At 54.4% G+C, this 13,545-nt stretch carries 9 protein-coding genes, 11 tRNA genes and 2 rRNA genes (1 of these 22 cut by a window edge); 21 read left to right on the forward strand and 1 reads right to left on the reverse strand.

The genetic code is table 11. The annotated features are described in order from the left end of the window. From K2F33_RS15480 to K2F33_RS15545, 14 genes are all read left to right on the forward strand, one after another. Positions 1 to 2,204: ribosomal RNA gene (locus tag K2F33_RS15480) — 23S ribosomal RNA — on the forward strand; it begins 726 nt to the left of the window's first position. 217 nt (positions 2,205 to 2,421) lie between these two features. Then, positions 2,422 to 2,538: ribosomal RNA gene (gene rrf / locus K2F33_RS15485) — 5S ribosomal RNA — on the forward strand. 9 nt (positions 2,539 to 2,547) lie between these two features. Next, positions 2,548 to 2,623 (forward strand) — tRNA-Asn (locus tag K2F33_RS15490). Between the two features lie 5 nt (positions 2,624 to 2,628). Further along, a tRNA-Ser gene (locus tag K2F33_RS15495) sits at positions 2,629 to 2,720 on the forward strand. Between the two features lie 19 nt (positions 2,721 to 2,739). Further along, a tRNA-Glu gene (locus K2F33_RS15500) sits at positions 2,740 to 2,811 on the forward strand. A 120-nt stretch (positions 2,812 to 2,931) separates the two neighbouring features. Continuing rightward, positions 2,932 to 3,007: transfer RNA gene (locus K2F33_RS15505), tRNA-Val, on the forward strand. 35 nt (positions 3,008 to 3,042) lie between these two features. Continuing rightward, a tRNA-Met gene (locus K2F33_RS15510) sits at positions 3,043 to 3,116 on the forward strand. 33 nt (positions 3,117 to 3,149) lie between these two features. Then, a tRNA-Asp gene (locus K2F33_RS15515) sits at positions 3,150 to 3,226 on the forward strand. Between the two features lie 150 nt (positions 3,227 to 3,376). Then, positions 3,377 to 3,452: transfer RNA gene (locus tag K2F33_RS15520), tRNA-Lys, on the forward strand. 17 nt (positions 3,453 to 3,469) lie between these two features. After that, positions 3,470 to 3,544, forward strand: a tRNA-Gly gene (locus K2F33_RS15525). An 18-nt stretch (positions 3,545 to 3,562) separates the two neighbouring features. Next, positions 3,563 to 3,636 (forward strand) — tRNA-Arg (locus K2F33_RS15530). Positions 3,637 to 3,653: 17 nt separating this feature from the next. After that, positions 3,654 to 3,733 (forward strand) — tRNA-Leu (locus K2F33_RS15535). A gap of 23 nt (positions 3,734 to 3,756) precedes the next feature. Continuing rightward, positions 3,757 to 3,830: transfer RNA gene (locus tag K2F33_RS15540), tRNA-Pro, on the forward strand. A 102-nt stretch (positions 3,831 to 3,932) separates the two neighbouring features. Next, on the forward strand, positions 3,933 to 4,601 hold the full coding sequence (locus K2F33_RS15545; protein WP_076176974.1) for a BofC C-terminal domain-containing protein: 669 nt from the start codon (positions 3,933 to 3,935) through the stop codon (positions 4,599 to 4,601). A gap of 129 nt (positions 4,602 to 4,730) precedes the next feature. Here the strand turns inward: K2F33_RS15545 and K2F33_RS15550 are convergent, their stop codons facing one another. After that, entirely contained in the window at positions 4,731 to 5,798 is a 1,068-nt protein-coding gene (locus K2F33_RS15550; RefSeq protein ID WP_089548360.1) for a branched-chain amino acid aminotransferase, read from the reverse strand. Between the two features lie 127 nt (positions 5,799 to 5,925). Here K2F33_RS15550 and K2F33_RS15555 point away from each other — a divergent pair, with 127 nt between their 5' ends. From K2F33_RS15555 to tgt, 7 genes are all read left to right on the forward strand, one after another. Next, positions 5,926 to 6,819 carry a LysR family transcriptional regulator gene (locus tag K2F33_RS15555; RefSeq protein WP_089548359.1) on the forward strand — a complete coding sequence of 298 codons (894 nt, stop codon included), beginning with the start codon at positions 5,926 to 5,928 and terminating at the stop codon, positions 6,817 to 6,819. Between the two features lie 119 nt (positions 6,820 to 6,938). Further along, positions 6,939 to 7,442 carry a crossover junction endodeoxyribonuclease RuvC gene (gene ruvC, locus K2F33_RS15560; protein ID WP_076176977.1) on the forward strand — a complete coding sequence of 168 codons (504 nt, stop codon included), beginning with the start codon at positions 6,939 to 6,941 and terminating at the stop codon, positions 7,440 to 7,442. Beyond that, on the forward strand, positions 7,439 to 8,053 hold the full coding sequence (ruvA, locus tag K2F33_RS15565) for a Holliday junction branch migration protein RuvA (RefSeq protein WP_089548358.1): 615 nt from the start codon (positions 7,439 to 7,441) through the stop codon (positions 8,051 to 8,053). The genes ruvC and ruvA overlap by 4 nt, the downstream gene beginning before the upstream one ends. A 36-nt stretch (positions 8,054 to 8,089) precedes the next feature. Then, on the forward strand, positions 8,090 to 9,094 hold the full coding sequence (ruvB, locus tag K2F33_RS15570; RefSeq protein ID WP_076176979.1) for a Holliday junction branch migration DNA helicase RuvB: 1,005 nt from the start codon (positions 8,090 to 8,092) through the stop codon (positions 9,092 to 9,094). 77 nt (positions 9,095 to 9,171) lie between these two features. Next, positions 9,172 to 11,298 carry a SpoIID/LytB domain-containing protein gene (locus K2F33_RS15575; protein ID WP_263882148.1) on the forward strand — a complete coding sequence of 709 codons (2,127 nt, stop codon included), beginning with the start codon at positions 9,172 to 9,174 and terminating at the stop codon, positions 11,296 to 11,298. Positions 11,299 to 11,305: 7 nt separating this feature from the next. Beyond that, positions 11,306 to 12,334: a tRNA preQ1(34) S-adenosylmethionine ribosyltransferase-isomerase QueA gene (queA, locus tag K2F33_RS15580; protein ID WP_076176981.1), complete on the forward strand. Its 1,029-nt coding sequence runs from the start codon at positions 11,306 to 11,308 to the stop codon at positions 12,332 to 12,334. 38 nt (positions 12,335 to 12,372) lie between these two features. Next, the gene (gene tgt, locus K2F33_RS15585; protein ID WP_076176982.1) at positions 12,373 to 13,512 is read left to right on the forward strand and encodes a tRNA guanosine(34) transglycosylase Tgt; all 1,140 of its coding nucleotides are present in this window, start codon (positions 12,373 to 12,375) and stop codon (positions 13,510 to 13,512) included. Positions 13,513 to 13,545 lie beyond the last annotated feature (33 nt).

The raw sequence follows: 13,545 nt of genomic DNA on the forward strand, positions 1-13,545 counted from the left end.
ACCGTGTGATCTACCCCTGTCCAGGGTGAAGGTGCGGTAACACGCACTGGAGGCCCGAACCCACGAATGTTGAAAAATTCGGGGATGAGGTGGGGGTAGCGGAGAAATTCCAATCGAACTCGGAGATAGCTGGTTCTCCCCGAAATAGCTTTAGGGCTAGCCTCGGTTTTGCAGTCGTGGAGGTAGAGCACTGATTGGGTGCGGGGCCCGCAAGGGTTACCAAGCTCAGTCAAACTCCGAATGCCATCGACTGATCGACCGGGAGTCAGACAGTGAGTGCTAAGATCCATTGTCAAAAGGGAAACAGCCCAGACCATCAGCTAAGGTCCCCAAGTGTGTGTTAAGTGGGAAAGGATGTGGAGTTGCACAGACAACCAGGATGTTGGCTTAGAAGCAGCCACCATTGAAAGAGTGCGTAATAGCTCACTGGTCGAGTGACTCTGCGCCGAAAATGTAACGGGGCTAAACACACCACCGAAGCTATGGCTTGATGCTTTGCATCAGGGGTAGGGGAGCGTTGTATACAGCGTTGAAGGTATACCGTAAGGAGTGCTGGAGTGTATACAAGTGAGAATGCCGGTATGAGTAACGAAAAGATCAGTGAGAATCTGATCCGCCGAAAGCCCAAGGTTTCCTGAGGAAGGCTCGTCCGCTCAGGGTAAGTCGGGACCTAAGGTGAGGCCGACAGGCGTAATCGAAGGACAACAGGTTGAAATTCCTGTACCACCGTAAACCGTTATGAGTGATGGGGTGACGCAGGAGGGTAGTGACGCGAGCTGATGGATGCTCGTCCAAGCAGTGAGGCTGGTGTGTAGGCAAATCCGCACACTTTAAGGCTGGGCTGTGACGGGGAGGGAAAATTATAGTACCGAAGGTCATGATCTCACACTGCCAAGAAAAGCCTCTAACCAGGTGAAGGTGCCCGTACCGCAAACCGACACAGGTAGGCGAGAAGAGAATTCTAAGGCGCGCGGAAGAACTCTCGTTAAGGAACTCGGCAAAATGACCCCGTAACTTCGGGAGAAGGGGTGCCCCGGTAGTGTGAATAGCACGAGGGGGCCGCAGTGAAAAGGCCCAAGCGACTGTTTAGCAAAAACACAGGTCTGTGCGAAGCCGCAAGGCGAAGTATACGGGCTGACGCCTGCCCGGTGCTGGAAGGTTAAGGGGAGCGGTTAGGGGTTAAACCCGAAGCTGTGAACCGAAGCCCCAGTAAACGGCGGCCGTAACTATAACGGTCCTAAGGTAGCGAAATTCCTTGTCAGGTAAATTCTGACCCGCACGAATGGCGTAACGACTTGGGCGCTGTCTCAACGAGAGATCCGGTGAAATTTTAATACCTGTGAAGATGCAGGTTACCCGCGACAAGACGGAAAGACCCCATGGAGCTTTACTGCAGCTTGATATTGGATTTGGGTACGATCTGTACAGGATAGGTGGGAGCCTTTGAAACCTGAGCGCCAGCTTGGGTGGAGGCGCCGTTGGGATACCACCCTGATCGTATCTAGGTTCTAACCTGGTACCGTGATCCGGTATGGGGACAGTGTCAGGTGGGCAGTTTGACTGGGGCGGTCGCCTCCTAAAGAGTAACGGAGGCGCCCCAAGGTTCCCTCAGAATGGTTGGAAATCATTCGAAGAGTGCAAAGGCAGAAGGGAGCTTGACTGCGAGACCTACAAGTCGAGCAGGGACGAAAGTCGGGCTTAGTGATCCGGTGGTACCGCATGGAAGGGCCATCGCTCAACGGATAAAAGCTACCCTGGGGATAACAGGCTTATCTCCCCCAAGAGTCCACATCGACGGGGAGGTTTGGCACCTCGATGTCGGCTCATCGCATCCTGGGGCTGAAGTAGGTCCCAAGGGTTGGGCTGTTCGCCCATTAAAGCGGTACGCGAGCTGGGTTCAGAACGTCGTGAGACAGTTCGGTCCCTATCTGTCGTGGGCGTAGGAAATTTGAGAGGAGCTGTCCTTAGTACGAGAGGACCGGGATGGACGTACCGCTGGTGCACCAGTTGTTCCGCCAGGAGCATGGCTGGGTAGCTACGTACGGACGGGATAAGCGCTGAAAGCATCTAAGCGTGAAGCCCCCCTCAAGATGAGATTTCCCAGTATGTAAGACCCCTTGTAGACGACGAGGTAGATAGGTTGGAGGTGGAAGTGCAGCAATGCATGGAGCTGACCAATACTAATCGGTCGAGGGCTTATCCAAAAAATACCCACCAAAGTGAAGAGCAGCGTTGAAGCTGATTCCGAGTACTTTGGCGGGGACCCGATAATTCTTAAAGCGCAGATTCGTTTCGTATCTAGTTTTCAGGGAGTCAAAAATGCTGATTTCACTTCAAGTGGGTGAGAGAAGCGTGCATGACTTTCAGCATTTGGCGATGCTGAAACCTGAATTATGCATTTGGTTATTAACCAATGCTCCGTTTGGTGGCGATAGCGGAGGGGTTCCACGCGTACCCATCCCGAACACGACCGTTAAGCCCTCCAGCGCCGATGGTACTTGGACCGAAGGGTCCTGGGAGAGTAGGACGTTGCCAAGCGATACATATTCCCTGATAGCTCAGTTGGTAGAGCACTCGACTGTTAATCGAGTTGTCACAGGTTCGAGTCCTGTTCGGGGAGCCACTTGTGGAGAGGTGTCCGAGTTGGCCGAAGGAGCACGATTGGAAATCGTGTAGGCGCCAAAAGCGTCTCGAGGGTTCGAATCCCTCTCTCTCCGCCAGCTTGGATTTTAATAGCGCGGCCCGTTGGTCAAGGGGTTAAGACACCTCCCTTTCACGGAGGTAACATGGGTTCGAATCCCATACGGGTCACTTTCTTTATTAGCATCAGGGATGAGAATCCAAAAAAGGGTTCGTCGGAGCATTACTCCGTTAGCATCTGCATCGCAGTCTCGAACGAAGTGAGAGTATCCCATACGGGTCACTTATTATGGAGGCTTAGCTCAGCTGGGAGAGCATCTGCCTTACAAGCAGAGGGTCGGGGGTTCGATCCCCTCAGCCTCCACCATGATTTTTAAAAGAAAATAAGTGATTTTTTAATGACGCGGGGTGGAGCAGTCCGGTAGCTCGTCGGGCTCATAACCCGAAGGTCGTAGGTTCAAATCCTGCCCCCGCAATTATCTCCTTAAGATGGAGATCCCAAAGGCCGTGGAACCGTGGTGTAGAGGCCTAACATGCCTGCCTGTCACGCAGGAGATCGCGGGTTCGAATCCCGTCGGTTCCGCCATTATAAATTGCTTCAGGGATGAGAATCCGGATACGGGTTCGTCGATGCATTCACTTCGTTAGCACTGCATCGCAGTCTCGAACGAAGAGAGAGTATCCCGTAGGTTCCACCATGATCTTTACTTCAGGGATGAGAATCCTCTTGAATTAAGAGCCATTAGCTCAGTTGGTAGAGCACCTGACTTTTAATCAGGGTGTCGAAGGTTCGAGTCCTTCATGGCTCACCAGTTTTATTTTTGATTTTGCGGACGTGGCTCAGCGGTAGAGCATCGCCTTGCCAAGGCGAGGGTCGCGGGTTCGATTCCCGTCGTCCGCTCCATTTTTTTTGCCTTTACCGGCGCCCTTAGCTCAGCTGGATAGAGCGTTTGACTACGAATCAAAAGGTCAGGAGTTCGAATCTCTTAGGGCGCGTACTTATGTTTTACCGAGCCGGTGTGGCGGAATTGGCAGACGCGCGCGACTCAAAATCGTGAGGGAAACCGTGGGGGTTCGAGTCCCTTCACCGGCATTTTAACATTTTCAGATGAATAACGGGACGTAGCTCAGCTTGGTAGAGCACCTGGTTTGGGACCAGGGGGTCGCATGTTCAAATCGTGTCGTCCCGATCAGATCAACCACCGAATGAATTTCGGTGGTTTTTTGCTGTATAATTTGGTATTTCCCCGGTCACAATAAAGGAAAAAGATAGAGAATAGAAGGGGATTATCGTGAATGCAGCGCGAATCAAAAAGAAAATACAAAAGCAATGGAGACGTTGGAGACGCAGAGCGTTGACGCTGGGGATCTCTTCGTTAATGCTTGCCTTGGTCTGGCTCGGATCCTATCTTCCGGATCAGGTACAGAGCCTGCTCAGCACGAAACCGCCGGTTGCCATTGAAACGCTTCAGCATTATGAGCAGACGGAGGGTTCCGATGACACCGTGGATAATTCGGAATTCTGGAAGACGTTGAATCAAACGAAGGGTACAAACGAAGTAACCGTTCGCCAAGTTTATATATGCGGTGAGGAGGAACAGGTGCTCGGACAACTGAGCAGCGATGACATCTACTCCCTGATGAATGAGCATCCAACCTGGAAAGGCGAGTTTACCGGGAAGGGGCAAATCCGGTTTGAGGAAACCATTTCGGATCTATCCCCGACCTGTAAGGAACAGGCTTACATCAGCCTCGACAAAGATGGGAATCTGACCTTGTTCGAGGGACCGCCGACACACGAAAAGGTCATTAAAACCTTTTTCCAACTGGATATCAACTCGATGGAATCCTCCCTGCCGGACGGAGCCGTACAGCAGCTTTATGACGGCATCCGGGTTCAGGATATTGACGAATACAACAGCGTGCTGTCCACATTCAGCGATTATGCCCGAAAAGGGTAAAGCCCGGGATGTTCGATGTCCTTTGCTTTAAACGGATTTTCGATAAAAGGAATAGAACGCAAGTGAAAAAAGCTTTCCTGCCAGCGATGAGGCGAACAGGAAAGCTTTTTGCATTCATCCTATGGGGACTTAAACGGGCATCGTCCATTTCAATGGATCTGGAAGCCGCCCGGTCTGGATACCCGTTAGGGTGTCATACAGCTTTTGCGAGTATGGGCCGATTTGGCCGTTGTTAATGAGGACTTGCCGGTCATCCCAATATAATTCGCCGACAGGGGAAATGACAGCCGCCGTCCCCGTGCCGAACACTTCCTCCAATTCGCCCTTGGCATTGGCCTCAAAAATCTCTTCAATCGATATTTTCCGCTCTTCCACCGGGATGTTCCAGCTGCCGAGCAGCTCCAGAACCGAAGCCCGGGTCACACCTTCCAGTATGCTGCCGTTAATGGCCGGGGTGATCACTTTACCGCCGATTTTGAAAAAGATGTTCATGCTGCCGACCTCTTCAATGTACTTCTTTTCCAGCGCATCGAGCCACAGCACCTGGGAGTAGCCGCCTTTCTTGGCGTTGCTTTGGGCCTTGATGCTTGCGGCATAGTTGCCAGCTGCCTTCGCATGCCCGATTCCACCCTGCACGGCTCGGGTATAGGAGCTCTCCACATTAATTTTTACCGGGGCAAGCCCGCCCGAGTAGTAAGCGCCTACAGGAGACAGAATGACGATCAGCTGGTAGGTGTGGGATTCTCTCACGCCGAGGCAAGCTTCCGTAGCAATGATAAAAGGCCGGATATACAGCGATGTTCCTGGAGCCGTCGGAACCCAAGCACGATCGATGTTAATGAGGGTGCGGATCGCTTCAATGACAAAGTCGCCCGACACTTCAGGAATGCCCAAGCGTTCGTTGGAGCGGTTCAGCCGCGTCATGTTTTTGTCAGGGCGGAACAGAAGGAGGTCGCCGGAAGAAGTTTGGTATGCCTTCAGACCTTCGAACACTGCCTGCCCATAATGAAATACCATCGAAGCCGGATCCATCTGCAGCGGGGCGTAAGGAACGATCCGCGGATCATGCCATCCCTTCTCCAGCGTATAATCCATCATAAACATGTGATCTGTAAAATACTTGCCGAAGCCAAGCTTCTCGCTGTCCGGACGTGTTCGCGGCTCGGTGGTTAACTGAATGCTGATCTCTTGTGTCATTGCAACGCTCACCTCATCTATAGAAATTTATTATTCTCACTATAGGGAATAAAAAATGATTGGTCAATTCAATGTTATCAATTAAAATAATAGTTATTAACTATGGTTAGGGTGAAGGGGGAGGCTTATGGATTTCCGCCTGCTGGAATACTTTCTTGCCGTATGCGAAGAGCTTCATTTTACGAAAGCAGCCGTTCAATTGGGCATCAGCCAACCGACGCTCAGCCAGCAAATCCGCCTGCTCGAGGAGAGGGTGGGCATGCCCCTCTTTCAAAGGATCGGAAAGCGGAACTATTTGACGGAAGCGGGGCAAACGTTGAAGGAGCATGCGCTGAACATTTTTCATGAGCTGGAGCAGGCGCAGTCCGAAATCAATGAACTGAAAGGGATGCAGCGGGGGAGGCTGACGATCGGCTGCTCAGGCAACCATCTGCTGACGAGGACGCTGATTTCTTTTCACCAGAAGCAGCCGGGCATCTCGATTTCGGTCGTGGAGCTGGCGACGGAGGAAACGAGGGCCGGTCTGCTGGCTAACAAGCTGGATCTTGGAGTCGTTTTTCTCCCGCTGGAGGACGAGCAGCTGGTCAGCAAAGAGCTCTACACCGAAGAGCTGTGCCTGGCTGTGGCGAAGCAGCATCCCCTTGCAGCCGCAGAGGCTGTGAAATTGGACCAACTGACAGAGGTGCCGCTGATTCTTTTTCCTGAAAAGTTTCTGGTACGTCAAATGGTGGACAGCTACAGCGCTCAAGCAGGGGTGCAGCTTCAACCGGCGTTTGAGCTGTCGACGATGGACTCCATGCTGCAGATGGTCCGGCTCGGGGTCGGCGCGACCATACTACCCAGGTCCTACCTTTTACAAGGCTCCGATCCTTCGATCCGCACTGTACCGATCGTTGAGCCCGTCCCCCAGAAAAAGGTCGGCATCGTTTACCGGAAGCAGACGTTTCTGAGCACAGCGATGCTTGCTTTTATCAACGAGCTCATCCGGACGTTCACTCCTTCCGGGACGGAGTCTATGTAGGCTTGTCCCGGATGCAGGCATACCTCTTTTAGTAGAATCATAGACTTGGTATGAAGTTTTACATTATAATGAAGAGAACGAATACATATGTTCGCTTTATACCAAGGGAGAGAAATGACTTGCGAATTTTAGGAATTGACCCGGGGATTGCGATCGTCGGATTCGGATTTATCGATAAAAACGGAAGTAAGGTCACTCCGGTTCAGTATGGATGTATTCAGACGGAAGCCCATACACCTGATGAAGAACGGCTGTTGCACGTCTATGAGGCGATGCTCCAGCTTATTGATAAGTATCAGCCGGAAGCGGTAGCTTTCGAGAAATTGTTTTTTAATAGAAACGTCACGACGGCTATGTCCGTCAGTCAGGCGCGCGGCGTTCTGATTCTGGCGGCAACGCAGCGCGGGCTGCCGATCGCCGAGTACACCCCGATGCAGGTGAAGCAGGCCATCGTCGGATACGGCAAAGCAGAGAAGAAGCAGGTGCAGGAAATGGTTCGCATGTTCCTGAAGCTGCAGGCGGTGCCCAAGCCGGATGATGTGGCCGACGCGCTGGCCGTGGCGATCTGCCACGCCCATTCGTACACGTTAAATTCCAGAATAAATGAGGTATTAAGAAAATGATCGATTTTTTGAGAGGACCCGTGGTCCATCTGGAGAATGAGTACATTGTGCTTGACGTGCAGGGAGTAGGCTACCGGGTATTTTGCCCGAACCCTTTCGTGTTTGCCAAGACGGATGGTCCGGTCACCGTATATACCCACCACCACGTCAGGGAAGACGCCATTCTGCTGTTCGGCTTTCCAACGCGCGAGGAGCAGCAGCTGTTCCGCAAGCTGATCGATGTGTCGGGGATCGGCCCTAAGGTAGCCTTGGGCATTCTCGGCGGGGGCTCGCCGGATCATGTCGTGACGGCCATCTATCAGGAGAACATTACGTTCCTGACCAAGCTGCCGGGGATCGGCAAGAAGACCGCACAGCGCATGATTCTGGACCTGAGGGACAAGCTCGACGGTTTTGGTACGGCGGCTATGGCGACAGGTCTGTTTGCGGTTCCTGAACCGATGGAAGGCGACGGATCGGCTTGGTCCGAAGCGCGCGAAGGCCTTAAGGCGCTCGGTTATACCGACGTCGAGCTGGACCGGGTATGGCACAAGATCAAGGATGACACGGCGTTTGGGGATTCGGTGGACATTTTAATGAAACGGGCGCTCAAGCAGCTCTATGCGGGATAGTTATGGTAAGCGGGCGTTACAAGAGGAGCGATAGCAATGGATGACCGTATCATATCGGCAAACCTGATGATGGAGGACCAGGCGGTAGAGCTTAGCCTGCGTCCTCGTTATCTTGCGGAATATATCGGACAGAACCAGGTGAAGGAAAACCTGAAAATTTATATTGAGGCGGCTAAAATGCGCAATGAAGCGCTGGATCACGTGCTGTTGTACGGGCCTCCGGGCCTCGGGAAGACGACATTGGCCAATATCATTGCCAACGAGCTGGGCGTGAACCTGCGGACGACGTCGGGGCCGGCCATTGAGCGGCCGGGAGACCTGGCGGCACTGCTGACAAATCTCCAGGAAGGGGACGTGCTGTTCATTGACGAAATCCACCGGCTGCACCGGACGGTCGAGGAAGTGCTCTACCCGGCGATGGAGGATTTTGCGCTGGACATCATGATCGGTAAAGGGCCCAGTGCACGGTCGGTGCGGCTGGACTTGCCCCCGTTCACTTTGATCGGAGCGACGACACGGGCCGGGCTGCTGTCTGCACCGCTGCGGGACCGCTTTGGCGTCGTCAGCCGCCTCGAGTTTTATACGGTGGACGAGCTCAGCTACATCGTCTCCAGAGGTGCCGACATTCTCGGCATCGAAATTATCGGGGATGCGGCCGACGAGATCGCCCTGCGCTCCAGGGGGACGCCGCGGATCGCGAACCGGCTGCTGCGCCGGGTCCGGGATTTTGCCCAGGTCCGGGGGGACGGCATGATTACGCCGGCCATCGCAGAGGAGTCGCTGAAGATGCTGCAGGTCGATCCGAAAGGACTGGATCAGATCGATTATAAAATGCTTCACGCGATGATCACGAGCTTCCGTGGCGGTCCGGTCGGCCTCGATACGATCGCGGCCACCATCGGCGAAGAGAGCCAGACGATCGAAGACGTATACGAGCCTTACCTGCTGCAGATCGGATTTCTCCAGCGGACGCCGCGGGGAAGAATGGTGACGGCTGCGGGCTATCAGCATTTAGGTCTGCCGATGCCGACTGACCAGTAAAGCGTAATTGTTACGAGGCTGCCGGACGTGAAATGGTTCGAACACATTTTCAGACAGAAGCGGGAGGAGAATGACGAGTGGGAAATTGGTGGAGAACGAAAGCGGGCCAGTGGGGAAGCAAGGGGATTTTGGCTGCCGTGCTCGCAACGGGAGTCCTACATTTGCCGGCTGAGACCGCAGAAGCCGCGGGAACGAGCATGGATCAAATCCGCGTAGGCTTGTTCCTCGACTTGGGAAGTACCTATAAATCAACGACGCCTGTCGTCACACTGTCATCGGGACAGTCATGGTCTGCAGGAGTATCGGCTTCCTCGGGGGCCCCGGCTCTTGTGTCCTTTGGGGCTAACGAGACGGCTAAATTCAGCGTGGATGGATTCCGCGTGAAAGTACTCGCCACTTCCGATGCCAAAACGGCGGCGGATGCCTATAAAAAATTGAACGCGACGGCCGACAAGCCGGTCATCTTTGCCGCATCGACGGGTGCCGGAACGGTGTATCAGGTGTATACCGGCATGTATGCGAGCCTGCAGGCGGCTAACGATGCCGCGGCGCGGACAGCCAAGACAGCCGCGGGACAGCTGAATGGACAGACTCCGGTCGTGACCGGCGGCAATCATTTGTCGGCAGGGACCTATGCATCGGAGGCTGAAGCGGCAGCTGCGGCCCAGCAAATCCAGGCAGTCGGCGCCGATGCGTTTGTGGCGGTTCAGCCGGGCGGAGACGGCGGCGGCCGTTATGCGGTATGGGTCGGCGAAGCGGCAGATGTATCCGGCCTTGCGGCGGTGCGCAGCGCGGTAAGCGCGAAGCTTCCAGCGGCCACGCTGTCGGAGGTGGATGCATCGCAGCCGGCGCTGATCATCCGCAGTGATGCCGGGAGCAGCCCGGGAAGCACCGCCGCGGTGAAACATATCGTGGTCAGCGGGACCAATGCCAAAGGCTGGATTACCAGCAGCGGTGACCAACTTAAAGTGGCGGAAAGATCGGGGCGTACATACCGGGGCGGCATGGAGATCAGCATGGTGAACGGCCAGCTGGCGCTCGTGAACGAACTGCCTTTTGAGCAATACCTCTATGCGGTCGTCGGCGGCGAAGTGCCGTCGTCCTGGCCGGAGGAGTCGCTCAAAGCCCAAGCCGTTGCTGCGCGCAGCTATGCTGCTTTCCAGATCAGCAGCAGCAATAATAAGTTCAAGGTGGCGGATGTCGTGGATACGACGCTCAGCCAAGTTTATAACGGAGTTGCCTCCGAAGCGCCGAGCGTCATCGGTGCTGTAGACGCCACAGAGGGCGAAGTGCTGCTGCAAAACGGCAATGTTGTCGAGGCCGTTTTCTCTTCCAATGCCGGGGGCGCATCGGCCGACCCGACCGAAGTATGGAACAGCGGTGGAGCTGCGTTCGGCACCGTCGAGAGCAAGGAAGACGTAGCCGCGCAAAACGGGGCTAAAACCTGGTACCACGTTCTTCTCAGCAACGGGATTACCGGTTATGTCAGAGAGGACAACGTCAAGGAACTGGGCACGGCGACGGCTGCCGGACTTGCAAAAGTCACGGTGACGGCCAAGAACACCAACGTGCGTCCGCTTCCGCTCATTCAATCGAACGTCGAGCCTGCCGCGCAGATGAACCCCGGCGATACCGCCGTCGTTCTGGAGCAGGTGAAGGAATCGGGAACCTACGACTGGGTTCGGGGACCTTATACTTCGGCCGAGCTGGTCGCAACGCTGAAGGGCAAAACCTCAACGGCTGCACCTTCCACGATCAGCACGCTGGAGGTTACCAAGCGTGGACCGTCCGGACGGGCGATCCAAATTAAGGCCAACGGGCAGATTTTAGATGTGAAATATCCGGATATGTTCCGTTCAGCCTTGAACGGTTTGCCTAGCACATTGTTTGATATTGTACCTACAGGAAGCTATACTGTATTAAGCGCAAACGGGACAACGACGAAGGTTTCCGGCACGTCCGACACGTCGGTCATTTCCGCTTCAGGGACTTCTTCCATCGCTGGAAAAGGCACGATCGTCATGAACGGGGATTCGAAGGCGCGCCGGATCGAAGCCGGGGAAGCGTTTCTGTTTGTGGGCCGCGGCAACGGCCATGGCCTCGGACTCTCCCAGTGGGGAGCCAAAGGAATGGCGGACGCCGGGTATGGGTACCAGGACATTTTGAAACACTATTATCAGAATGTAACTATTGTTAAGGAATGACGAACAGATGAATGTAGACTTATACGATTTTGAGTTGCCAGAAGAATTAATCGCACAGACTCCTTTGCCGGAGCGGACGGCATCCCGCCTGTTAACATTGAACAAGCAGGACGGATCGATCGCCCACCGCACCTTCAAAGATATCGCAGACGAGCTTCAGCCCGGCGACACGCTGGTTCTCAACGATACCCGGGTCATTCCGGCGAGACTGTTCGGCGTGAAAGAAGAGACGGGGGCCAAAGCCGAGGTGCTTCTCCTGAAAAATTTGCAGGGGGACACCTGGGAAGCGCTCGTGAAGCCTGGGAAAAAGCTGAAAAAGGGCAGCGTGATCCGTTTCGGCGACGAGCTGCAGGCGGTCATAGAGGATGAAGGGGAAATGGGTGAGCGGAAGCTGACCTTTACCTATCAAGGGATTTTCCAGGAGATTCTCGACCGGCTGGGTCAAATGCCGCTCCCGCCTTATATCAAGGAGAAGCTGGATGACAAGGAGCGTTACCAAACGGTCTATTCCAAGCATGAAGGTTCCGCTGCGGCTCCGACCGCCGGCCTTCATTTTACCGAAGAGCTGCTGGATCAAATCCGTGCCAAAGGCGTGACGGTCGCTTTCATTACGCTTCATGTCGGTCTTGGCACGTTCCGGCCGATGTCGGTTGAACGTGTCGAGGATCATGTCATGCATGCGGAGTATTACTCGGTGAACCAGGAGACAGCGGATATCCTGAACGAGGCCAGAGCCCGCGGAGGAAGAATCGTTGCCGTAGGGACCACCTCCTGCCGGACGCTTGAGACGATCGGGACGCGCTTTGAAGGCGGCCTGCTCGAAGCCTGCAGCGGCTGGACCGATATTTTCATCTATCCGGGGTATACGTTCAAAGTCGTAAACGCCCTGATCACTAATTTCCACCTGCCGAAATCGACGCTGGTCATGCTGGTCAGCGCGCTGGCGGGACGCGAGCATATTTTGAACGCATATGCGGAGGCTGTGAAGGAAAGATACCGCTTCTTCAGCTTCGGCGATGCGATGTTTATCTATTAAGACCGGTTGATCGGCATATAAGAGGATGGTATTTAATCATGGCAGCAGCAATTACTTATGAGCATATTAAAACGTGCAAGCAATCCGGAGCCCGGCTGGGGCGTGTGCATACGCCCCACGGCGTGATCGAGACGCCGATCTTTATGCCGGTTGGAACGCTGGCCACGGTCAAGACAATGAGCCCGGAAGAACTGAAGGAAATGAATGCGCAGATCATTTTGAGCAACACGTACCATCTGTTCCTGCGCCCGGGCCATGACATCATCCGCGAAGCCGGGGGACTGCACCGCTTCATGAACTGGGACCGTCCGATTCTGACGGACAGCGGCGGATTTCAGGTATTCAGCTTGAGCGAGATGCGCAAAATTACCGAAGAGGGTGTGCATTTCCGGTCTCACTTGAACGGAGACAAGCTGTTTCTGTCACCGGAAGTGGCCATGGAAATTCAGAACGCGCTTGGTTCGGACATCATGATGGCTTTTGACGAATGTCCGCCGTATCCGGCCGAGTACGACTACGTTAAGAAATCCTTGGAACGCACGACCCGCTGGGCAGAGCGCTGCCTGAACAGCCATGCCAGACCGCATGATCAGGGGCTCTTTGCCATCGTTCAGGGCGGCATGTATGAAGACTTGCGGAAACAGAGCGCACGTGATTTGACTTCCATGGATTTCCCGGGGTATGCTATTGGTGGACTCAGCGTAGGAGAGTCCAAGCAGCTGATGTACGAAGTGCTGGATTACACCGTTCCGCTGCTTCCGGACAACAAGCCCCGCTATTTGATGGGCGTTGGGTCGCCGGACGCGCTGATCGAAGGCTCCATCCGTGGCGTGGACATGTTTGACTGCGTCCTGCCGACACGGATCGCCCGGAACGGAACGACCATGACCAGCCAGGGACGGCTAGTCGTTCGCAATGCGCAATACGCCAGAGATTTTGGCCCGCTTGACCCAGCATGTGACTGCTATACTTGCCGGAACTATTCAAGAGCCTATCTGCGGCATTTGATCAAAGCGGATGAGACCTTCGGACTCCGTTTGACCACTTACCACAACCTGCATTTCCTCATCAATCTGATGAAGCAGGTGCGCCAGGCCATTATGGAGGACAGGCTGCTTGATTTTCGCGATGAGTTTTTTGAACAATATGGGCTTTATGACAATGATAAAGGGTTTTAAGCTTCAACAGCAGTAATGTATTTGAAAGGGGGG

The organism is Paenibacillus sp. PSB04 (genome assembly GCF_025809195.1).
Classification (GTDB): Bacteria; Bacillota; Bacilli; order Paenibacillales; family Paenibacillaceae; genus Paenibacillus_AQ; species Paenibacillus_AQ favisporus.

Excerpts from the sequence above, each read along its gene's own strand:
- K2F33_RS15550 (WP_089548360.1), bottom strand. The coding sequence starts at position 5,798 with ATGACACAAGAGATCAGCATTCAGTTAACCACCGAGCCGCGAACACGT.
- K2F33_RS15555 (WP_089548359.1), top strand. The coding sequence starts at position 5,926 with ATGGATTTCCGCCTGCTGGAATACTTTCTTGCCGTATGCGAAGAGCTT.
- ruvA (WP_089548358.1), top strand. The coding sequence starts at position 7,439 with ATGATCGATTTTTTGAGAGGACCCGTGGTCCATCTGGAGAATGAGTAC.
- ruvB (WP_076176979.1), top strand. The coding sequence starts at position 8,090 with ATGGATGACCGTATCATATCGGCAAACCTGATGATGGAGGACCAGGCG.
- queA (WP_076176981.1), top strand. The coding sequence starts at position 11,306 with ATGAATGTAGACTTATACGATTTTGAGTTGCCAGAAGAATTAATCGCA.
- tgt (WP_076176982.1), top strand. The coding sequence starts at position 12,373 with ATGGCAGCAGCAATTACTTATGAGCATATTAAAACGTGCAAGCAATCC.